At 64.4% G+C, this 21,710-nt stretch carries 18 protein-coding genes and 1 pseudogene; 5 read left to right on the top strand and 14 right to left on the bottom strand.

Annotated elements, in window-relative coordinates; all coding sequences use genetic code 11:
* Positions 1 to 199: 199 nt before the first annotated feature.
* From G3574_RS08365 to G3574_RS08340, 6 genes are all read right to left on the bottom strand, one after another.
* On the bottom strand, positions 200 to 400 hold the full coding sequence (locus G3574_RS08365; protein ID WP_163961954.1) for a DUF1653 domain-containing protein: 201 nt from the start codon (positions 398 to 400) through the stop codon (positions 200 to 202).
* Between the two features lie 99 nt (positions 401 to 499).
* Positions 500 to 1,840, bottom strand: a complete 1,341-nt coding sequence (locus G3574_RS08360) for a type II toxin-antitoxin system HipA family toxin (RefSeq protein ID WP_163961952.1) — start codon at positions 1,838 to 1,840, stop codon at positions 500 to 502.
* On the bottom strand, positions 1,840 to 2,103 hold the full coding sequence (locus G3574_RS08355; protein ID WP_163961950.1) for a helix-turn-helix domain-containing protein: 264 nt from the start codon (positions 2,101 to 2,103) through the stop codon (positions 1,840 to 1,842). The genes G3574_RS08360 and G3574_RS08355 overlap by 1 nt, the downstream gene beginning before the upstream one ends.
* Before the next feature lie 260 nt (positions 2,104 to 2,363).
* Positions 2,364 to 2,975 (bottom strand): L(+)-tartrate dehydratase subunit beta, encoded by a 612-nt coding sequence (gene ttdB / locus G3574_RS08350; protein ID WP_163961948.1) that lies wholly within the window; start codon positions 2,973 to 2,975, stop codon positions 2,364 to 2,366.
* Positions 2,972 to 3,871: a L(+)-tartrate dehydratase subunit alpha gene (ttdA, locus tag G3574_RS08345; protein WP_163961946.1), complete on the bottom strand. Its 900-nt coding sequence runs from the start codon at positions 3,869 to 3,871 to the stop codon at positions 2,972 to 2,974. The genes ttdB and ttdA overlap by 4 nt, the downstream gene beginning before the upstream one ends.
* Before the next feature lie 46 nt (positions 3,872 to 3,917).
* A complete protein-coding gene (locus G3574_RS08340; protein ID WP_163961944.1) occupies positions 3,918 to 5,219 on the bottom strand; it encodes an MFS transporter in 1,302 nt (433 codons plus the stop codon).
* 198 nt (positions 5,220 to 5,417) lie between these two features.
* Between G3574_RS08340 and G3574_RS08335 the strand changes: the two genes are divergently transcribed.
* Entirely contained in the window at positions 5,418 to 6,341 is a 924-nt protein-coding gene (locus G3574_RS08335) for a LysR family transcriptional regulator (protein WP_163961942.1), read from the top strand.
* Positions 6,342 to 6,458: 117 nt separating this feature from the next.
* Here G3574_RS08335 and G3574_RS08330 read toward each other — a convergent pair whose 3' ends face one another.
* Positions 6,459 to 6,692, bottom strand: a complete 234-nt coding sequence (locus tag G3574_RS08330) for a hypothetical protein (RefSeq protein ID WP_163961940.1) — start codon at positions 6,690 to 6,692, stop codon at positions 6,459 to 6,461.
* Between the two features lie 95 nt (positions 6,693 to 6,787).
* Here G3574_RS08330 and G3574_RS08325 point away from each other — a divergent pair, with 95 nt between their 5' ends.
* From G3574_RS08325 to G3574_RS08315, 3 genes are all read left to right on the top strand, one after another.
* The gene (locus G3574_RS08325) at positions 6,788 to 7,864 is read left to right on the top strand and encodes an acyltransferase family protein (protein WP_163961938.1); all 1,077 of its coding nucleotides are present in this window, start codon (positions 6,788 to 6,790) and stop codon (positions 7,862 to 7,864) included.
* A gap of 227 nt (positions 7,865 to 8,091) precedes the next feature.
* The gene (locus tag G3574_RS08320) at positions 8,092 to 9,510 is read left to right on the top strand and encodes an NHL repeat-containing protein (RefSeq protein ID WP_163961936.1); all 1,419 of its coding nucleotides are present in this window, start codon (positions 8,092 to 8,094) and stop codon (positions 9,508 to 9,510) included.
* Between the two features lie 62 nt (positions 9,511 to 9,572).
* Positions 9,573 to 11,813, top strand: coding sequence for an RIFT barrel domain-containing protein (locus tag G3574_RS08315; protein WP_235953182.1), 2,241 nt, complete (start codon positions 9,573 to 9,575; stop codon positions 11,811 to 11,813).
* 497 nt (positions 11,814 to 12,310) lie between these two features.
* Here the strand turns inward: G3574_RS08315 and G3574_RS08310 are convergent, their stop codons facing one another.
* The 5 genes from G3574_RS08310 to G3574_RS08290 form a co-directional block, all read right to left on the bottom strand.
* The gene (locus tag G3574_RS08310) at positions 12,311 to 13,441 is read right to left on the bottom strand and encodes an alginate O-acetyltransferase AlgX-related protein (RefSeq protein WP_163961934.1); all 1,131 of its coding nucleotides are present in this window, start codon (positions 13,439 to 13,441) and stop codon (positions 12,311 to 12,313) included.
* 8 nt (positions 13,442 to 13,449) lie between these two features.
* A complete protein-coding gene (locus G3574_RS08305) occupies positions 13,450 to 14,835 on the bottom strand; it encodes an MBOAT family O-acyltransferase (RefSeq protein ID WP_163961932.1) in 1,386 nt (461 codons plus the stop codon).
* A 66-nt stretch (positions 14,836 to 14,901) separates the two neighbouring features.
* Positions 14,902 to 16,281, bottom strand: a complete 1,380-nt coding sequence (locus tag G3574_RS08300; protein ID WP_163961930.1) for an alginate O-acetyltransferase AlgX-related protein — start codon at positions 16,279 to 16,281, stop codon at positions 14,902 to 14,904.
* An 18-nt stretch (positions 16,282 to 16,299) separates the two neighbouring features.
* The gene (locus tag G3574_RS08295) at positions 16,300 to 17,013 is read right to left on the bottom strand and encodes an alginate O-acetyltransferase AlgF (protein ID WP_163961928.1); all 714 of its coding nucleotides are present in this window, start codon (positions 17,011 to 17,013) and stop codon (positions 16,300 to 16,302) included.
* A 3-nt stretch (positions 17,014 to 17,016) separates the two neighbouring features.
* A complete protein-coding gene (locus tag G3574_RS08290) occupies positions 17,017 to 18,954 on the bottom strand; it encodes a type 1 glutamine amidotransferase family protein (RefSeq protein WP_163961926.1) in 1,938 nt (645 codons plus the stop codon).
* A gap of 379 nt (positions 18,955 to 19,333) precedes the next feature.
* On the opposite strand from G3574_RS08290, the gene G3574_RS08285 reads away from it, so the two are divergent.
* Entirely contained in the window at positions 19,334 to 19,951 is a 618-nt protein-coding gene (locus tag G3574_RS08285) for a hemerythrin domain-containing protein (protein WP_163961924.1), read from the top strand.
* A gap of 40 nt (positions 19,952 to 19,991) precedes the next feature.
* Here the strand turns inward: G3574_RS08285 and boxA are convergent, their stop codons facing one another.
* Both boxA and G3574_RS08275 read right to left on the bottom strand, forming a co-directional pair.
* Positions 19,992 to 21,236, bottom strand: a complete 1,245-nt coding sequence (boxA, locus tag G3574_RS08280; RefSeq protein ID WP_163961922.1) for a benzoyl-CoA 2,3-epoxidase subunit BoxA — start codon at positions 21,234 to 21,236, stop codon at positions 19,992 to 19,994.
* A gap of 132 nt (positions 21,237 to 21,368) precedes the next feature.
* Positions 21,369 to 21,710 (bottom strand): annotated as a pseudogene (locus G3574_RS08275) (benzoyl-CoA 2,3-epoxidase subunit BoxB); the annotation flags it as partial.

Raw genomic sequence — 21,710 nt, 5'->3', positions numbered from 1 at the left:
GGTTCGCCATGGCGGAACTCCTTGAAAGGAAAGGAAGTTCCAGCTTGACCTAGCCAGAAAATGGACATTTGAATCTGGCTAGATTGAGACATTTTAAAATGGCTCCCACAAGCAAATTACGCATAATTTGCGTTATGTAAAACTAAAGGCAAAGTCGTTCAGCAAAGATGCCCGACACGCCTTATCGGCCTTGAACCCCTTACGTTTCCTCGTCTTGGAGAGGCGCGAAACGCTGAACGCGTTGACCGTCGACTTCGATGATTTCGAAGAAAACGGACCTGGGCCGGCACCAGATCGTGCCGTTCGCGGCTTTATAGACGATAAGTGGCGTGTGGTCGGACTCCATGGTCGCTTCGCACACCAATTCGTAGATGCCGCCTTTGTAATGCCTGAATTTCATTCTTTCTCTCCTTTCCCAAGAGCGCATTTTCCAAAACCGGCTACCTTGTCTCCGTCATTCCGCGGCACACGGGAATGACTGCGATGCTGGCAGGCCGCCCTAGCCTTCGCCCTCTGCTTCATCCTGGGCTGCTTCATCCTCGGGCATGTCCTTGCCCGTCAGCCGGCGTGCCATTTGCCGGGTCAGGCTTCTTATTTTCGAGACCATCCTCTGTACGAGCACCTTGTCCGAGAAGCCCAGGACGGGTGTGATCTCGTTTGCCGCGATGTCGATCGCATCTGGAAGCCGACTTGCCATCAATGCCGCCTGCCTGCGCAGGTAATCCGGCTTGATGCCGAGCGACGCCGCCAATGCCTGCAAGTGGCTCGCATTCATCCGGCCGGGATCATGCTCTCCGCCGAGGGTAAAAGCGAACTGCGGCGCCAGCCCGGAATAGACGCGGGTACACATCAGGTCGTAGAACGGCGCCAGGCGCAATCCTTCTTCCGTTTGGAGCAAGGACAGGTTCTTGGCGTGTGAATCATTATTGCCAACGTACAGGTTGAAGAACAGCCATCGCAACAGCGCAAGCCGATCGAGCGCGGGCCTGGCTGACATGCCTGCGATCTCGTAACATTCCTTGAAGCCGGGACCGCCGTCATGCTCGTATTTCACCGTGGACGGCTTGCCTGCGATCTGGCAAAAATCGGCTTGCCACAAGCGTGCCAGGCTGCCATCCGCCTGGCTGACGCGGTCGTACCGTTCCACGACGCATGCCTGCGCGATGGGCTGGTAGTACACGGTCGCCGTGTTCAATCCACATCGCCTTGCGGCACGCATGATGATCGCCTCGTTTGCGGCGGAGGCAAACACGTTGAAGTCCGGCCGCACCATGTCCGGCTTGATGATATGCGTTGATGGCGACGCTCCCATCGGCCGCCAGGGAACGCCATCCCGGTCCACGTTCAGCAACATCTTGTTCTGGGCGCCGGAAATCGAAACGCGCGGCAGCGGCATCCCCGCCGCGTCGCGGTCGATGGCGGCGCGTTCGCCGGCATTCGCCGCGCCATGATGCAGAAGGATGTTTACTTGCTCCCACGTCAGCCTTTGATACACCGGCTTTTCCGGTTGCTGCCCTTGAGGAAGCAAGACATAGGCGCTTGCCGTGTCGCCGCCGATGGTAGCCAGCATGCCGAACACGCTGGAGACCTTGTATCGGATTTCGATCAGTTTGCGCTGGTCCCCTTCCGGCAGGAGGTTCTCGAAGAACGCATGCACATAATCGCCTTCGTACCGCTCCGGGGCCAGGGGCAACGCAGGATGAACTGCCATGCGCCCGGGATGGTTGAGCCAGGAATCGCCATAGGCGAACGACAAGGGATCCGTGCGGTACAAGGTGCCGACGAGGGCGTTTCCCGAGAAGACATCCAGGGCATCCGGCATGGTCGACGTCGCCGCCATCACGCCGCTCCTTTCTTCCGGATCACGACTTCCAGGCCCAGCAGGTCAAGCACATTCATCGCTTTCTGCATCTGGATGGTTTCCTTGCCTTGTTCAAGCTCGACGACAAACCGCTCCCCCAACCCGGCCAGTCCGGCGACATCGATTTGCGTCAGGCCTTGTTCCTTGCGGCTTCTCTGGATCACGGCGCCAACCTCCATGGTTGTGTTCACCTTGACTGGCAAGTCCCAATTTTTTTCGATTGAGGAAATTCTTTTAGTCATGCGCAATCCTTTCTTCCCGTTCGGGAAGCTTATCACGCAATGTTTGGCGATGACAATATATTCTTACCGATCGGGAAGATGTCCAATGATGTCGGTCCATAATTGGTTTTTCATCCCGATCGGGAAGCTTATGCTGGCCTAGCTTACTGAACCCAAATCGTCGAGGAAAAAACGAAAAGGACCGCGCGGTTTCCCGCGCGGTCCTTGCACCGGCCCCGGAAGCATGTCCGGCATGAGCGCCTTGCCAACAGATAAGCCGCCTACTTGATGAAGCTAAGCTCCTTGCTGATCCTTTCCAGGATCGGCTTCTTTTTCTCATTGAACACAGCCTTGTTCTGCTGGATGAGATTGTTGCCCTTCGTGTCGATCGAAATGATCAGCGGGCCGAATTCCTTGACCCGGTTGATCCACAAGGTCTCCGGCATGCCGAGATCCTGCCATTCGGCGCCTTCGATCTCCTCGACCTGGGTTGCCGCGAGAACCGCGCAGCCTCCGGGAAAAATGGCGTGCACCGCCTTGTTTTCCTGGCAGCCCGCGGCGGTTTCCGGCCCCATCCCGCCCTTGCCGACGATAAGTTTCACGCCCGTCTGCCTGATGAATTCGCGTTCGAACTTTTCCATGCGCATGCTGGTCGTCGGCCCGATCGACACCATCTCGAACCCCTCCTCTTCCTTCTTCTTGCGGACGATGGGACCGGCATGGAGAATGGCTCCGCCTTCCAGGTTGACGGGAAGCTGGCGCCCCTGCTCGATCAATCGGCGGTGCGCCACGTCGCGGCAGGTGACGAGGCGGCCGGTCAGATACACGACGTCGCCGACATTGAGGCCTTCGAGGTCTTCATCCTTGATTGGGGTAGTCAGGACCTTTTTCACAGTACCGCTCCTTCATGGGAAAGAATTTCATAGGACATGTCGGTGTTGATGCGGATTTTTCCGCGGCGATGCGCCCAGCATCCGGTATTCACGGACACGCCGATGGTGGATGGATGGCGGGCGGACGATTCGATGTTGACGCCCATGACGCTATGGTTGCCGGTCAACCCCTGGGGGCCGATCCCGATCTCGTTCAGTCCCTGCTCGAGCAGTTCTTCCATCTGCGCGGCGCGCGGGTTGGCGCTTTTCGAGTCGACCGGGCGCATGATGGCGAGCTTGGACAATCGCGCGGCGGTCTCGACGGAGGTGGATACGCCGACGCCGACCAGGAGCGGCGGGCAGGCATTGACGCCGCGTTCGGTGATGACGTCCATGACGAACTCCGCCACGCCTTCGTAGCCCTGGCCGGGCATCAGCACCTTGGCCGCGCCAGGCAAGGTGCAACCGCCGCCTGCCATGTAGACGTCGATGGTGCAGCTATCCTTTTCGGGAACGATGCGCCAGTCGAGCCACGGGATGTTGGTTCCGGTATTGGTCCCCGTGTTTTTCTCGTCGAAGGTTTCGACGGCGTTGTGGCGCAAGGGACCGATGCGCGTCGCTTCGGCGGTGGCTTCCTTCAGGATCTCTTCGAGTTCGCCAAGCAGCGGAAAGGCCGCGCCGGCTTCGACGAAATACTGGATGACCCCCGTGTCCTGGCAGCTCGGACGGTTGAGCTTGTCGGCGGCTTCTTGGTTGCTGTGCATCGAATCGTAGATGGATTTCGCCAGGGGATTGGTTTCCATCGTGCGCAGGTCGGCGAGCTTGGCCTTGACGTCCTTCGGCAGGCGCTTGCCGATGTAGGCGGTGAACTTGGCCATGGTATCCGTCAGCGATTGAACGGCTGCTTCCTTTTCCATGTGAAACTCCTTTTTTGCGAAAAAATCAGTGTTGAGGGTTCGGTGATCAGTGTGCGAGCGCATTGGCGGGAACGGGGGCGGCCACCTTGAATCGCGAGAGAACCAGCGTGAGAACCGCCGACAGGACCAGCAGGCCGGCGACGAAGTAAAGTCCTCCGGTGAAGCTGCCCGTCTGGTCCTTGATCCAGCCGATCATCGCCGGACCGGCGAAGCCGCCAAGGTTGCCGATCGAATTGATCGTCGCGATTCCGGTCGCGGCGGCGGCGCCGGAAAGGAAGCCCGTCGGCATGCTCCAGAGCGGCGGCTTGGCGCAGCTGATGCCGATGTTGACCAGCGTCAGGGCGGCGATCAGGCCCACCATGCCATTGGCGCCTGCGGCAACGACGAGTCCTATTGCAGCGGCAAGGCAGGCCAGGATGACGTGCCAGGTACGCTCGCCGGTGCGGTCGGAGTGACGCGACCACAGGATCATTGCGGCGACGGAAACGATGGGCGGAATGGCGTTCAGGAAGCCGACGGTCATGGACGAGACGCCAAGCTGCTTGATGATCTGCGGAGCCCAGATGCCCATCGTGTACAAGCCGGCGGAGGTGCCGAAATAGATGAGGGCCAGGGCAAGCACGCGCGGATTGGCCAGGCCGCTGAGGATGCCATGCTTGGCGCCATCTGCCTTGCCGGCGGCTTCCTCGTTCATCGCGTTGACCAGCCAGGTACGTTCGTCTTCCTTCAGCCAGGTGGCTTTCTCCGGCTTGTCGGTCATGTAGAAGAACACGACGACGCCGAGGATGACGGCGGGAATCGCCTCCAGGACGAACATCCACTGCCAGCCGCGCAGGCCCATAACGCCGTTCATCTCGAGCAATGCCGCGGAGATGGGCGAACCGAGCGCCGTGGAAATGGGTGCCGCCGCCATGAAGAACGACGTCACGCCGGCGCGATGGCGCGCCGGGAACCAGTAGCTCAGGTAAAGGATGATGCCCGGGAAGAAGCCGGCTTCCGCGGCGCCCAGCAGGAAGCGCATCACGTAGAAGCTGGTGGTTCCCTGCACGAAGGCCATCGCGCCGGAGATGATGCCCCACGTGAGCATGACCCGTGCGATCCACATCCGCGCGCCGACCTTGTGCAGGATGACGTTGGACGGGACTTCAAACAGGAAGTAGCCCCAGAAGAAGATGCCCGCGCCGAAGCCGAGGATCGACGCACTGAAGCCGAGGTCTTGCTTCATCGTCAGGGCGGCGAAGCCGATGTTGACCCTGTCGATGTAAGCGATGAAATACAAGAGCATGATGAATGGCACGATGCGCCACGTGATCTTGCGCAGTGTGCGCCGTTCAATATCCTTGTTCACAGGATGTCTCCTTGGTCTTTAAAGCGGGACGATGCGAACGCCGCCGGTCTTCGCGCCGGTTCGCGTTGCGGTGATGCGCGCCGTCGCAAACGGCGGGGTTCGCCGCTTGTGTTCGGGATAGCGTGGTGCGGAGCTTAAATCGTTTCATTTGCAGATGAATCGATATAAACTTAATTCATTGTTCCAAAAAACTGACGAATGAACGCCGACTCCGAACTCGCCTTTTTCTGTGTCCTCGTGAAGCAAGGCAGCCTGACCGCCGCGGCGCGGGAGCTCAACCTGACGCCCCCGGCAGTGTCCCGGCGGCTGTCGTTGCTGGAAGAACGGCTCGGGGTGCGCCTGCTGAACCGGACGACGCGACGCATCAGCCTGACGGGCGAGGGCGAGGTGTATTTCGAGAATGCCCAGCGCATCCTGAGCGACATCGATGAAATGGAACGCCGCGTGTCGAGCAGCCGTGCGGCGCCGCGGGGCTTGCTGCGGGTCAATGCTCCCCTGGGTTTCGGCCGCTCCTACATCGGCCCCGCGGTACTCGGGTTCACCCGGTCCTATCCGGATGTCGAGGTCCAGCTTCACCTGACCGATCGGCCGATCGGCTTGCCGGACGAGGCGATCGATGTCTCGATACGCTTCGGCGACGTACCGGATTCGCGCTTGATCGCCAAGAAGGTAGCGAGCAACCGGCGATTGCTTTGCGCTGCGCCGGGCTACCTGCGGAACGCAGGCATTCCCGCCTATCCGCACGACCTGACCCAGCACCAGTGCATCGTGTTGCGGCAGAACGAGACCGCCTATGGCAACTGGCGCCTGAGCCGCGGCAAGAACCACGAGACGGTCAAGGTCCATGGCAAGCTCAGTACCAACGACGGCGAGGTGGCGCTCAACTGGGCGCTGGAAGGGCGCGGCATCCTGATGCGCGCGGAGTGGGATGTGGCCAAGTACCTGCGCAGCGGCCGCCTGGTGCAGGTCTTAGGCGACTACGATACCCCGCCGGCCGACGTCTTTGCCGTCTATCTCGAGCGGCTCAACCTGTCCGCCAAGGTGTCCCACTTCGTCGAATTCCTGAGGGAATACCTCGCCCGGCATGCCGATGGCCCCGACCTCCAGAATTCGAACTGGTAGCCCGCTGAAACGTCCTCGTGGGTGACGAACGGGGGCCTGGCAGCATCATGCCGCGTCCTGCCGCGCGATGGCCGATACACGCCTGGACACAAGACAACCGTCGAAAAACTTTACACATTAATCAAGCGATTTGACCGAACCACCGGGAAACCGGCTTGTGTCCTGCCTCTTGATTATTGGTACTTTTATTGCTTCAACTTTTCGCAAGCGCAGCACGTCGCCCGAAGATGTCACTGCATGGAAACGCATGGCGTTTCTTCGCGCGCCGACGAGCAATCGACGAAGCATCGAACAAAACCAATCAAACAAAAACGGGTAGCCAAGGGCAGGCCGGAAATGCATGCCGATCATGTCAGCTTCTGCAGGATGACGCGCTTCGGGACGCGCACATGCAACAAGCCTGCAGCAAGACAGCAAAACGACACCGGCAGCAATAGGGAGCAGTCATGCAGTCAAACCGATTCGTGTACCTCGACGGACTCCGCGGCCTCGCGGCCTTGTTCGTCCTGACACGCCACACCGAAAGCTTCTGGGGGTTTTCGCTCTTCAGGAGCTATCTCGCGGTCGACCTTTTCTTCATCCTGAGCGGCGTGGTTATCGCCAACGCTTACGGCAGGAAGCTGGCCAGCGGCGCGATGAGCGTCACCGAGTTCAGCGTCATTCGCATCATCCGGCTCTATCCGGTGTTCTTCCTGTCCTTTCTTCTGAGCGCGGCCATCCCCTTGGGACAGCTGCTCCGGCGGCCGGACGCGGAACTGACGCTGGAAGCGCTGCTGATCATCATTCCCCTGACCGCGCTGATGCTGCCTTCCGGGATGAGCAGGGGCGCGGCGCTGTTTCCCTTGAACGGCCCCTACTGGTCGCTCTTCTTCGAGCTCATCGTCAACGTTCTGTATGCGGTCTTGCGGCCGCGTCTCACCGTCGTCCGCACGCTTGCGGCACTCCTGCTGCTTGGCCTCGTCTGCCTTGTCGCAGCGCTGGACCGCGGCAGCCTGAACATTGGCTTCACCTGGGGCGCCGGGTCCATCCTTGCCGGCTTCGCGCGCGCCGCGTTCGGCATCCTCCTCGGCACACTCGTGCACAAAGTCATCCACAAGGCGCCCCGGACGTTGCGAACCCGCGCTGCGCCCTGGATCGCCATGGCTGCCGTGCTTGCAGTGCTCGCCTCGCCCAGCATGGGCGAGGCAGATGCCATCATCGACATGCTGGCGGTGTCCCTGCTGTTTCCTTTGTGCGTGCTCGCCGCTTCCCATGGGCCGCGCACGAAGCTGGATGGCGCCCTGCTGGCGCTGGGTTCGGGCAGCTATCCGATCTACGTCTTGCATCAGCCGGTAGCCCACGTGACGTCCTTCCTGCTGAGCGGATCGCAGACCGCCCTCACCCCGTACGGAGGCATCGTGCTGGTGGCAATGCTCATTCCGGCGGCGATGTGGATCGAACGGGCGTATGACATTCCGGTGCGCCGCTGGCTGATGGCGAAGTACGCCAGGAGAAACGGCGCGCTGCCCGCAACGACGGCTTGAGCGGCCGTGATGGTGGCGATCTCGTGTCCCGCGATATCCGGCCGCAAGGGCGAGCTGGCTTGTCATCAGTAATTACAAATCATTTCACTCTTGCTTGAACTTTCCCGGATAACACGTGCCTTATTGCAATCTTGTAGGGCGGAATCGAAATCCCCCGCCCTGCGGCCCTCAATTTGCCTTTAGTTTGTTTTTGAATGACTCCGAATACGATGGTGATGAAAAGATCGATGCGACATACCGCTCCTCCCCTGATGCTGACCGCGATGCTGGCCGCCCTCCTCGGCGGCTGCGGCGGGTCCGGCAGCGCCGATGCGAACGCGGCGAGCACGGCCAGCAGCGAATCGCTGGCAGTGAATTCGCCCGGCGCGATCGCCGGCGGCGCGACGGCGTCGCCGGAAACCCCATCGACGTCTCCTGCTCCGACCCCAACTCCCACCACCTCACCAGGCACTCCGGCATCGCCCTCCCCCGCTCCCACGCCGGTGCCCGTCGGCAGCGGCGCCGTCGATGCCATCATTGCCGCCATGCCTTCGAATTCGTGGAAGATGCTGCCCAACACCATGATGAAGGACGCCTGCCCGCTGCCTTACAACTCCTATGCTTGCGAAGCCGTCATGTCGGCATGGAGCGGCGGCGCGTATGACAACGCGCGCGACCGGATGGTGGTTTATGGCGGAGGTCACGCCGACTCCTGGTACAACAACATGTTCGCGTTCGACCTCGCGCAGATGAAGTGGATGCGCCTGTCGGAAATGGGCGGCGGATCCACAGGCGACTCGCCTTCCGCCGCGTGGCACGATTCGCGCCTCGAAAGCTGCGGCTTCTATCCGAAAGGCGCCGTCAACCTCCCGGCCAGCGTGCTCAACGCCGCCGGTACCCAGGTGCTGTACAGCGCCTGCTTCACCGAGCCGGTGTTGTCGCAGCTCGACCTGCAGCAGCCGCGCTCCTCGCATACCTATGGCGGCGTGTTCGTCGACCCGCTCGGCCGCTACTGCTCCATCGGCGAAACCTACTACGTCAGCGCTGCCGGCTCGCCGGTCTCCGTCTGCTTCGATCCCGCCACCTCGACATGGTCGCGTATCGCCGACCGCCCGCAAGGCATCGGCGCGCGCGGACAGACGGCGGTGGCGGCCAACGGCCACATCTGGGCGGTTGCCGGCGCGGAAGGCAACATCGGCGAATACATCCCCGAAAGCAATCAATGGGTCCGCTACGGCGTCAACAACTACGATGCCGGCGGAGGCACCGACATCGACCGCAAGCGCAACCAGCTCTACACCCTCTTCCCGGAAAGCGACGGCAGCTACTCCATGCGCCGCTGGGACCTGAATTCGCCCGCCAGCCTGAACGCGACGCAGACCTATGCCATCGTGCCGTCGAACGGCGCCGCGCCTGCGGGGCTGGGCAGCCGTCCGGGCCTGGTCTACGCGGATGCGCAGGACCTGTTCTATGCCTGGGGCGGCGACCGCAGCGTCTACACCTACAGCCCGTCCACCTCGACCTGGTCGAAGCTCGCGCCTGCCGGCGACGTCCCGCCCGCCCAGCAGCAATGGGGCACCTACGGCCGCTTCCGCTACAGCGCCGCGCGCAAGGTCTTCGTGCTCGCCAACAGCACGACACAGAACGTCTACCTCTACAAGCCCTGACAGGGCGGCACCTCACTCATGCGCGCGGTAGCGAGCGCCGCCGCGCGCAACAGGAATAACCGATGAAAAGATCGCCCATCCACCGCAAGACCGAACTGCTTTCCACGCTGCTCGCCGCCATCGCGCTGTCCGCCTGCGGCGGCGGAGGAGGAGGCGGCCTCACGAACGCAACCAGCCCGGACGGCACCGGCGTTCCCGGCAGCACGACCACCACGGGCAGCGCCGGAAGCACCCAGGCCGGCAATGGCCAGGCAGACGGTTCCGCCGGCGCGGGGACGTCGTCGAACCCGGTCCCGGCGCCGGTCCCTACCGGCGCGACGATCACCACCCTCGCGATATCCAACCTGTCGCCCGCGACGGACAGCAACGTCCCGGTCACCTTCGGCCAAGCCTTCGCCCCCGGCGCCCTGCTGCCCACCGACGGCCTCAGCGGCACCCTGTCCAACGGCACCACCGTGCCCGTCCAGGTCGAGACCAAGGCCACCCATCCCGACGGCAGCGTGCGCCATGCCATCCTCTCCGCCGTCGTGCCCTCCATGAGCGCCGGCCAGTCCCTCACGCTCAACCTCGTCAAGGCCGCCTCCGCCACCGCCACCGGCAGCGCGCCTACCCCGGCCGCCCTGCTCAACGCCGGCTTCACCGCCAGCGCCAGCATCAACCTCGGCGGCGTCCAGTACTCCGCTTCCGCCGACGCCGCCCTCAAGAGCGGCGCCTACACCACCTGGCTCTCCGGCCCCCTGGCCAGCGAGTGGATCGTCAACGTGCCCCTGACCACCTCGTCCGGCACCGCCCATCCGCACCTCATGGCCCGCTTCGCCATCCGCAGCTACGCCGGCTTGAACCGCGCCCGCGTCGACGTCACCATCGAGAACAACTGGGCCTACGAACCCAATCCTTCCAACCTCACCTACGACGTGCAGCTGCTCGTCGGCGGCACCGCCGCCTACACCAAGACCGGCATGACGCATTACCACCATGCCCGCTGGCGCAAGGAACTGTGGTGGGGCGCCGCGCCGCAGACCCACCTGGTGCACAACACCGCCTATCTCAAGGCCAGCCGCGCCATCCCTAACTACGACCCGTCCGTGGTCGTCTCCGGCACGGCCATTTCCGACATCAAGACCAGCTGGACCGGCGCCAAGACCGAACCCATGGGCCCCGGCCTGGCCGCGCCCTACATGCCCGACACCGGCGGCCGCCCCGACATCGGCCTGCAACCGGCCTGGACGGTGATGTACCTGCTCTCGGGCAGCAAGGACGTCAAGGACGCCGCCTTCGGCACGGCCACCCTGGCCGGCAGCTGGCCGATCCACTACCGCGACCGCAACACCGACCGCCCGCTGAGCATCCTCAACTACCCGTATGCCAGCCTGCTGGCCAATGCCGGGGACATGATCAACCCGGCCACCGGCAAGAGCGAAGCCTTCCCGGCCTGCACCAACTGCGCCACCGCCATCACGCCGGACGCGGCGCACCAGCCGGACTTCTCGTATGTGCCCTACCTGCTCACCGGCGACTACTACCACCTGGAAGAGCTGCAGTTCTGGGCGATGTACGACGTGTTCCAGTACACGCCGGCCTACCGCAACTTCTCGGCCGGACTGGTGAAGTCCGACCAGGTGCGCGGCCAGGCGTGGGCCATGCGCATGCTGGCCGAAGCCGCCTACATCACGCCTGACAAGGACGCGCTGAAGTCGCAGTTCACCACCTTCCTGTCGAACAACCTGGACTGGTTCAATGCCAGCTACGTTGGCTCGGCGGCGAGCACGCCCAATGCGCTGGGGGTGCTGACCAACGGCTATGCCCTGGCGTACAACAACGCCACCGGCGTGGCGCCGTGGCAGGACGACTTCTTCACCTCGGCCATCGGCCGCGCCAACGAGCTGGGCTTCACGAAGGCGCAGAGCCTGCTGGCGTGGAAGGGCAAGTTCCCGGTGGCGCGTATGCTGGACGCGGGCTTCTGCTGGATCTACGGCGCGAACTACAGCATGAACATGCGCGACAGCAGCGCGTCGGCTTTCTACACGACGATGAGCCAGGTGTACCAGTCGACGATTCCATCGGCGCAGACGTCGCTGGCCTGCGGCGGCAGTGACATGGCCGCGGCGCTGGGCTTGTCGGTGGGCGAGATGCTGGGGTACTCGTCGTCGAATACGGGGTATCCGTCGAACATGCAGCCGGCGCTGGCGTACAGCGTGGATGGGGGGACGGCGAATGCGGCGAGCGCGTGGCAGAAGTTCATGCAGCGGTCGGTGAAGCCGGATTACCAGAACGGGCCGCAGTTTGCGATTGTGCCGCGGTGATGTGAGATGAGAGGGGGGGTGCGCGTGTCTCTCCGGTGACCAAGTTGCGGCTCCCACTCCGTGGGGGCTTGCCGGGGCTGGTCCCGGCGGCCCAGGTACTTTCTTTATCAGCAGATAAAGAAAGTACCCAAATAAAGCTGCTGGAAAACCAACCCCCATGTGGGAATCACGTCGGGCGACCTTGTTCGATGGGTTGAGGGGATGCCGTTCTCCGCCGGAGTAATCACCCGAGAACGATTTGGTGGATCGACCTCCTGCCGCATCGGCATGACTCGAACCTGTCCCGACCGCGGGGAGCACGATGCCGAAGGCGAGGCAAAGTCCCCTCCCCTTCAAGGGGAGGGCTAGGGTGGGGATGGGTTTCGGTCGCACTCAAAGAACAGCAAGTTAACCGGAACCCCATCTCGACGCACTCCCCTCAAAAGAGATGCCGAACTTACACAAGCGGCCTCACCGCCAACCGCAACACCAAACGCAATCACGACCCCCAACCAAATTCAATCCCCCGCCGGACCAAGCCCCGTCCGCGCGAAGAACCCCTTCTCCCCCCCAAGCGGCGCCTGCAGGAAGCGCTCCGGCACTTCCCAGATGATGAGCTTCGGCTTGTCCGACTGAAACGCCTCGTTGCGCAGGTATTCCTCAATCGATTGCAAGAACCCTGCGCCGTCTCGGGCGGCGTTGAGCACCGATACGCCGAGCGCCTCTTGCAGGAATCCATGGAAATTCGCGCGCAGCGAGTAGGACGTTCCGACCAGCGTGACCGGAACCGCGGTCGCGCCGAACAGCCCGGCCGCACCGACGTCCTTTGCCCCAACCTGCTCGGTCTGCAAGGGCGCTTCGCTATCGATCGGCGGGCGAAGCCAGCCGGGGGCGTTGGCGAGTCCCATCATCTTCACGAGATCGCCGACGCGCGGCGCCGGCCCGCCGGTTTCGCTCGTGCGGAACTGGGCCCGCTCGCTGAACTGCATCATGCCGCCGACCTGCTTCGCAACGGCATCAGCTGCGGCATGCGCGCCGCGCTGGTTCCAGTGGGTGTCGCTGCCGTAATAGGCCTGCCCGGCACGTGGCTGGAGTGCGTCATCCAGCGTTACGACCGCCACGCCCGCCGCGCGCAGGTCGGCCGCCGCGCGCTGGTAGCGTGCCGACAGCACGGCGGGATACCCGCCTCTTACCTGCTGCTGAAGCATGCGTGCCTTGTCCGGCACAAGAACCACGACCAGCGCCACGCCCTGCTTCTGCAATGACGCCGATGTGCCGGCCAGCAGCGATATGCGCGCCGCCTGATTGCGCCAGGCATCCCGGCGCCAGGTCATTTCCTCGGTCAGGAACAGCATGCCGTCATGCCCCGTCCTGACGGCTTCCGGCGCGCCGCCGAGCAGGCGGTAGCGCAGGCCGTTGGCGAGCGCGATGGCGGCGTCGCGGCTGGGCAAGGCTTCCGCCAGCGATTTTTCGAGGGCGGCGGTGGTGCGACCCTCGAGGAAATCGGCGCGCGAAGTCGACGGCGCGGTCTGGCGACGGACCGCGTCCGCCATCTGCCATGCGCCGGCGGCCATCAATGCCAGCATCGTCACGCCGGCGATGCGTGCCGGCCAGCGGGCGCGTTCTGGAAGGAATCCTTCGTCGCTCATGCTTCCTCCTAGAACTGAAAATACAGGAACGGGGTATGGCTCTGCGCGAGCAGCGTCGCCACTGCCCACGCGAACAACGGCAGGACCAGGCCCCAGGCCCAGGCGGGCGCCGCCTGCCGCAGGCGCGGCAGCGACAAGGCGAGCAGCGTGCCGATGCCCAGCATCGCGAGTCGGTCCGGCGTCGCGGCGAGACGCACCGCCGGATCGATGGACGTGCCGCCGAACCCCGCCATGCCGCCGAGCATCAGCATGGCTCCGCCCAGATCGGCGGCGCGGAACAAGACCCAGCCGATCATCACCAGCAGCAGCGTCTTGCCGACCGCCACCGGCGCCGGCAAGGCAATCGTGCCCGCGCGCCGGTCGTATAGCCGTTCGGCGGCGAGGATGGCGCCATGCCAGGCGCCCCAGAGAACGAAGGTCCATGCCGCGCCATGCCACAGTCCGCCGAGCAGCATCGTCAGGAACAGGTTGAGGTAGGTGCGTGCCGTGCCATGGCGGTTGCCGCCGAGCGGCACGTAGAGATATTCGCGCAGCCAGTTCGAGAGCGACATGTGCCAGCGCTTCCAGAATTCCGTGATCGAGCGCGACAGGTAGGGATCGTTGAAATTGGCGGGAAAGACGAAGCCGAGCATCAGGGCCAGGCCGATGGCCATGTCGCTATAGCCCGAAAAATCGAAGAAGAGCTGTACTGTGTAGGCTCCCGCGCCCAGCCAGGCATCGGCGAGGCCGGGAGCGTGGCTCGCGAACGCCGCGTCGGCCAGCGGTGCGACGCTGTCGGCGATCAGGACCTTCTTGCAGAATCCAGCCATGAAGATGAGGCAGCCGCGCGCGAAGCGCTCCGGCGAGTGGACGCGCGAGCGGAATTGTTCGGCGAGCAGGTGGTAGCGCAGCACCGGCCCCGCCACGAGATGGGGAAACAGGGCGATGAAGGCGGAAAAGTCCACGAGGTTGCGCGCGGGCTTCGCCTCGCCGCGGTAGATGTCCACCAGGTAGGAGATCGCGTGGAAGATGTAGAACGACACGCCGATCGGCAGGATGATCTGCGTCATCGACAAGGGCGCGATGCCGATCGTCGACAGCGCCGCGTTGAAGCTTTCGATGCCGAAGTTCGCGTACTTGAAATAGGCCAGCACGGCCAGGTTGCCGCAGACGCCGAGCGTCAGCCAGTAACGTCTTGCTTGCGGGCTGGCCGCCGCCTCGATGGCGAGCGCGATGCCGTAGGTCGCGCAGGAAACGGCTGCGAGCACCAGCAGGAATTCCGGACGCCACCAGGCATAGAACAGGTAGCTGAAGAAAAGGATGGTGGCCGAGCGCCACCCTGCAGGCACGAGGTAGTAGCACGCCAGGAAGAGCGGCAGGAAGGCGAACAGGAACAGGGGGGAGCTAAATACCATGCGCGGCACTCGGTTGCGCGGTGCCGGCAATGTCATCATTGCCGGCACCGGGATGGAACGGCGTCGTTATTTCAGGAGGTCGTCTGGCAGGCGGCAAAGCTTGGATTGCGACAGGCTGAACTTATCGGTCTTGCCCGGATAGAGCTTGACCTTGGTGGCGCCTGCCGCCAGCGGCGCCTTGAGCGCGTGCGGCGCGTCGTCGCCGGCAACCGTCATGGTCATGCGCTTGGCCGGAAGGCTGGGACCGCTGGCCTCGATGGTGACCTGCTTGGAGCCGCTGGCCATGATGCTGCCCCACAGGAAATCGAGGCGGTCCGCCGGCTTGTCGACGGCGAGTTCCACGAAATCGGCATCGGAGGTCGGGCCGCTCACCAGGTCGCCGCCGCGCAGGTTGGCCGGGTTCGCCCCCAATCCCGTCGTTGCCAGCTTGACGCCGGGCGCGCCGGCGGCGCAGTTCTGCTGCGCCCAGCTTGCGGCGCGCAACAGCCAATCGGTGTTGTCCATGACGTAGCGCGCGTCGCGGAACTTGTAGCTGGGCGCGGCGCGCATGTCGCGTTCCGGCATTTCCCAGATCAGCAGCTTGGGACGCTCGCCCTGAAAGGCGTCGTCGCGCAGGTAGCTTTCCATGCCCACCCACGAGCCCTGGTCGGCGCCGACCGAGATGGACAGCAGGTCGCGCTGCAGGGCGCCCCGCAGCGCATCGGGGAAGCCGGTCCAGGAGTGCGAATAGCTGCTTCCCACCAGCGTGACGGGAGGCACTGCGGTCTTGCCGAGCAAGTCCTGCTTCGGTGGCGCGACACGGGTGACTTCGAAGGGAATGATCGACTCCGGGGCGAAGGTCGGCGCCGGCTTGGGCAGCTGCTCGATCAGGTCGCGCGCGCGGGCATTCTGGCGGCGCTTGCCGTTGACGATCTTGTAGGCTTCTTCCGGCGTGGCGTCGAACACTTTCTTGAGCGCCGGATTGGCGTCGATCTGGGCGCGGATGGTTTCGGCGGCAAGCAGCGCACCGTTCGGCGCCCAGTGGGTATCCAGGCGGAAGTAAAGCGGCGCGTCCCCGGTCCGCTTCGGGCTGGTCATGAACGCGGTGTTCAGGTCGAGCACGTTGACGCCGCCGGCCTTCATCTCGCCGGCCACGCGTTCATAGTTGCCCGCCAGGTAGTCGGACAGCTTGAGGTTGTCCGGCAGGTGTTCCGCGTAAATGCGCATCTTGATCGGCACCATCGTCACCGCGAGCGTCGTGCCGTTGGCGGCGAGGACCTTGGCGAAGCGCTGGATCAGGCCGACCGACGTGGAAATGCTGGCATTGTCCGACGGTTCGGCGAGCTCGAAGCGATAGAACAGCCAGTCATCCTTGCCGAGGATGCCGGGCGCCGGATCGGCGGCGAAGGCGGGCGCGGCCAGGCCGGCTGCGCAGAGCATCAGGAGAGTGCGGGAAAGTGTCTTCATGGTTCGCATGGTTGGCGGTCAGGAGGATTTCGGGGAACCGGTATAGCGTTCGATCCGGTTGGTCAGGGCATGCAACTCGAGGGCATTCTTCGGGCCCGGCACGAGGAAAAGGCTGTAGGTACCGCCCGGCGCCATGGCCAGCGAGGCGCTTGCCAGCTTGGCCTTGTCGCCGGCCGCGGCCGCGAACACGTCGACCGAGACCGGATTGACCGACAGCGCGCTGCTGCTGCCGTAGGCCACGTTCTGGAAGACCCGGGTACTGCCGTCGCCGGCCAGGAGGTCGAGCGCGCCGCTCTTGGCATGCAGGTGGTACACCGCCAGCACGGCCTTGAGCTTGTTGGTATTGGCGCGGTCTTCGAACACGATTGGCGCGTCGCCCTCGGCGCCCGCAAAGGCGATCGTCAGCACGCGTCCGGATTGCACGTTGACGGCGGCGCGGCGTCCCGGCTTGCCGTTCACGCTCAGCTCGAACTGGTGCTTGCCGGCGGCCAGCACCATGTACTCGCTCGGCTCGCCCGCAGCGAGGCCCTTGATGCGCTTGACGCCGGCGACGCTCACGTCCACCGGGCCCGCGCCGAGCGCGATGACGCGCACGTAGGCTGAGTCGGCCGGCGGCTGCGGGTCGTACAGCAGGCCGGTGCTCTGCGCCGCGGCAAGGATCGGCATGCCGGCGGCGCCGGACGCCAGGAGCGCGCAGACGAGCGATCGGCGGCGCCGGAAATGATGGGTCATTGCTTACTCTCCATTGGTCACGTCCTTGTTGCGGGGACGGTTGAAAACGAGTTGCCAGCGGTAGATGCCGGGTGGCAGGCCGTCGAGCACCAGCGCGGCCCGCCAGTCGTCGAAGCCGGCGACCGCCGGCAGGATCTGTCCGGGCGCGGCCCGCAGCTGCAGCCTGGCGCCGGCGCGCGGCAGGGTTACCAGCACCGAGGGCGCGTGCGTCGGCGGCATCATGGCGTTGATGGTAGCCACCAGCAGGGGCGGCGATGCCATTGAATCGATCGTTACCGAGACATGCGAGCGGGTGCGCCACCAGTTGGCGACCTCGCGTCCGGTGGCGATCCAGGTGCGGTCGCGCCGCGCAGCGATGGCGGTCCGGATGGTGCGCATCTGCGCCTCTTCCAGCGTGGTCTGTCCGAGGATGCGCAGCATCGACAGCGCGCCGCCGGCATGGGCAAGTTCCAGTTCACGCAGGAAGGTCCGCATGCCGACCTTGGGATCGCCTTCGCCGATGACGTCGTCCGCGGCGACCTGGGTGCGCGGCAGCAGCACCATGCGGTCGCGCTCGCGGTCCGGGGCGCCCTCGCCGCCCGCGAAGAAGGGCAGGCGCGCCTCGGTTTCCTCGGCGCCGACCACCACGTAGCCGGCGCGGATGTCGCGCAGCGTATCGATGGTCGTGTTGTCCAGGGAATCCATGACCGGATGCACGCCGGCATCCCTGACCATGGCCACGCCGGCATTCTGCAATTCGGTGAGCGCGGTCTGCATGCGCTTGCGCTGCACCGCCGGCGGCTGGTTCTTGAAGCCTTCGAATCGGTCGCCCATGTAGCCGACGTCGTGGCCCGCGAGGCGGATCTTCTTGATCAGCTCGAGCGATTCTGGCGCGGTCTCGGAGAGGATGAAGTAACTGGCTCGCGCGCCCTCCCCGGCGATCGCGGCCGGCAGGCCGAGGTCGGTGTCGATCAGCGGATCGGCGGAATCGATGGCGACGACGGTGGCGCTCAAGGCCGGATGCGGCCAGCTGGCCACGTTCGCCGAGGGCAAGCGCAGCAGCCACATGAGGGCATCGTGCGCGAGAGCGTTGATGGCGCGCGGCTCCAGGGTGTCCCAAAGCCGCTCGGAAAAGCCGAATACCACGGCGCGCGACGCGCGCTCGCCATCCACGCGCTCGTCGAAGGCGATCAGCGTCGCCGGCTTGTCGCCGGCCGCGCTGCGTGACCAGTCCATGATCGTGGCCGCAGGCTGGCCGCCGGTCAGGCGTAGCGGATAAAAGTCCTTCACCCGTTCCAGCCATACGCGATGTCCCGCGGGCAGGCTGTGCGACACGGGATTGTCGCCGAACGGGATCATGAAGGTATCGTTTTCTTCCTTTTCGGTCGTACCGGCCACGCCCACGCCGAGGGTGTTTTCCATGAAGCCGTAGCCGAGGGGCTTGCCGTTTTCATCCTTGCTGCCGACCGCGCCGGTGGCGAGCACCGAACCACCCCGCGCCCGGTACGACGCCACCGCGACCATTTCGCGGGCCGTCAGGTGCGAGGCGCCGGGGAGGACGAGAACCGGCGCGGCGAGGCGCTCGATGTCGTCGATGCTGGTGGTGATCCCGCCCGGAATCCGGTGGCGGCGAAGCATCTGCTCCCACTGCTGGGCAAAGGCGCGCGCCGACACGCCGGACTTGGCCAGCGCCGCTTCTGTGGTGGCGCTGGCATAGACCATGACCTGCGGATTCGCGGGCAGGCGCTGCGCGGGGGCAGGCGCGGGAACGGTCACCGGAAGAACGGCGGGGGTGGAAGGGGAACCTGTAGATGCAGCCGAAGCCGCAGCGGCTTGCGGCGGATTGCGCGGCTTCTCAACCGGCGTCACGCTCTTGCACCCGGCGAGCAACACCACGCCGGCGGCAAGAAAACCATGCAGGGCAGAACGGCGCGCTCCCGATGTGCGAGGGGTGACGGACATGGTGTGTAGTCAGGCAGCGGCGGGAGCGCGAGGCCACCAGGATGCAGCTTTGTTGAGAAGTGTCCAATGTATAGTTTGGCTTGATTTTTATCAAGGTTGTCGCGCGAAAACCTTCAAATTGGCGGACGCCATTGTGGAAAACCTGCCCCGCTTTTCGGCGCCTTGCGAATTTGCTCTTGCGTTTTACAGCCCTCGCCCGTGCGGCCATCCGGATGGCCACCCAGGACGCATCCGCCGGGCCGGACATGCATCGCACCACATCGGCGATCCGTCATATTCGCCCGAACATGCAGAATAATGCCGGCAAACTTGATCCAGGTTAAGGATTCCGCCCTGCCCTGCCCGATACAGTATGAGCACAGCATGAAAGGAAATCATCATGGCCAACGGTCAAGCAAACCACTCCTCCCCTTCCAACCCTGCTCCATCCCAACAGCAGGCGCTGGACATCCTCCTCGCCGAGCATCATGCGCTGGAAACGGTGCTCGACACCCTGCTCGGCGTGGTCACGGCAAGCCGGCAGGGCCCCATCAACCAGCGATCGCTGGATTGCCAGCCGATCCGCCTGATGCTGGACTACATCCGCACGGTTCCCGACCGCTTGCACCATCCGAAGGAAGACCAGACCCTGTTCGCGCGCCTGCGCCAGCGGACCGGCGAGTTCGACCAGGTACTCGACAAGCTGAGCGCCCAGCACAGGGAGGGTGAACGATGGTTGCAAAAGATGGAGGCGGCGCTCGACCGGTTCGATTCCGGCTTTCCGCCTGCCTTCCTGGAGTTCGCCGGGCTGCTGGAGACTTATTGCGACCATCAGGTCGCGCATCTCCGGCTGGAGGAAACGATCGTCTTTCCGGCGGCATCCGCCTGCTTGCTGGACGAGGACTGGGCAGACGTCGCGGCGGCGTTCGGCGCGAACGGCGATCCGCGCTACGCCGCGGAAGAAAAGAACGAGGCCGTGCTTTACGGGAAGATCGCGCGGCTGGACCTGCCTGCCTAGCAGCAGGCAGGCAGGCACGCTGGCCGGCCGGCGCCGGGATTCAGTAGGTCTCGACGTGGAAACGGCCCTCGGCCACCATCCGGCCGTGAAATTCGCTCCAGTCCACGCCGCGCGCGGCACAGGCTTCGCGAAGGGCTTCCATCACGCCGGTCTCCATACCCTTCAGGCCGCAGATGTACAGATAGGTGTCGCCCTTGAGCAGGTCCACCACCGCCGTCCCAGCCTCGCGGATCTTGTCCTGCACGTAGGCCTTGGGCTCGCCGGGCACGCGCGAGAACGCGAAATGCTTGTCGATGAACTGGTCGGACAGCTTGAGCAGCGGACCGAAGTAAGGCAACTCCTCTGGCCGCCTTGCGCCGAAGAACAGCATCAGCTTGCCGCTGCCGGGTTCGCCCTTGCGCTGGGCGCGACGTCGGAACTCGGTCATGGCCCGCATCGGCGCGGAACCCGTGCCGGTGCAGATCATGAGGATGTTCGAGCCGTTGTGGTTGGGCATCAGGTAGTTCGCGCCGAACGGCCCGGTCACCTGCACCGTCGCGCCCTTGGGCAGGTCGCACAGGTAGTTCGAGGCCACGCCGCGCGCTGGCTTGCCCTCGTGGTCTTCCACCACGCGCTTGACCGTCAGCGCGAGGTTGTTATACCCGTCGCGCTCGCCGTTGCGCGGGCTGGCAACCGAATACATGCGCAAGTAGTGCGGCTTGCCGGAGGCGTCGATGCCCGGCGGAACGATGCCGATGGACTGGCCTTCCAGCACGGGGAAGACGCTGGTGCCGAAGTCCAGCACGATATGGCGGATGTCGCTCTCCGTATCCTCGGCGGTCAGCCGGTAGTTGCCGGCGACGGTCGCCGTCACCGGATTCTTCAGCGTGTAGAGGTTCAGGTACGGATGGGCGGCCGACCACGGCGGCGTGGGCGAGGTCGCCGACACCGCGGCATTGGTCTGCGCCGTTTCCGCGCTTGCCTCGCCGGCGTTCTCGGCGGCCACCTCGTCCAGCACCGCGGGATCGATCTCGTGCTGCGCCGGCAGTTCATCCCAGCCGTATTGCTCTTCCAGGCTGTAGGCCGAGACCTTCGGCACCGTGTGCCAGTGGTCGATGGCCCCGGTCGGGCATGGCGAGACGCAGGCGCCGCAGGCGTTGCAGACGTCCGCCTTCACCACGTAGTTGCGGCTGTCGTGGGTGATGGCATCGATCGGGCAAGTCTCTTCGCAGGTATTGCAGCGAATGCAGACTTCCGGGTCGATCAGGTGCTGCTTGATGAAGGCGATCGGTTCTGGAGCGTTCATGATGGTAATCGGTTAGTGTGATGCGAGGCTGCCCTGCCATCCCCGCCTTCCCTGTCATCCCCGCGAAGGCGGGAATGACAGCGAGCGAGCGTGCGCATGACAAGCATCAGGCGCGGCGCAGCCAGCCTCGCCTCAGTTGAAGCGCACGTACTCGAAGTTGATCGGTTGCCGGTTAATGCCGATCACCGGCGGCGCGATCCAGTTGGCCATCTTGCCCGGCTCGATCACGCGGCCCATCAGCGAGGCGACATAAGCACGGTCTTCCTCGGTGGGCAGCCACTCGCGCACGTTCGCGGCCCATTCGGCTTCCGAGATCACGCGGCCGTCCGGTGAAACCCGGGTGCCGTCGAAGGTGCCGATGTGGCGGTTGAACGCCTTGTGCGGCGCCTGCAGGCGGAAGCCGAAGCCGGCCTTTTCGATCACGCGGTTCCAGCGGCCGATGCCGGCGATGGAATCGCGGATGTAGTCGTCGCG

Origin of the sequence: Noviherbaspirillum galbum, from assembly GCF_010974945.1 — a bacterium.
In the GTDB taxonomy this organism is placed as follows: Bacteria; Pseudomonadota; Gammaproteobacteria; order Burkholderiales; family Burkholderiaceae_D; genus Noviherbaspirillum; species Noviherbaspirillum galbum.
The sequence above is the reverse complement of the archived record's forward strand: the minus strand, read 5'-3'. Positions and strand labels throughout refer to the sequence as shown.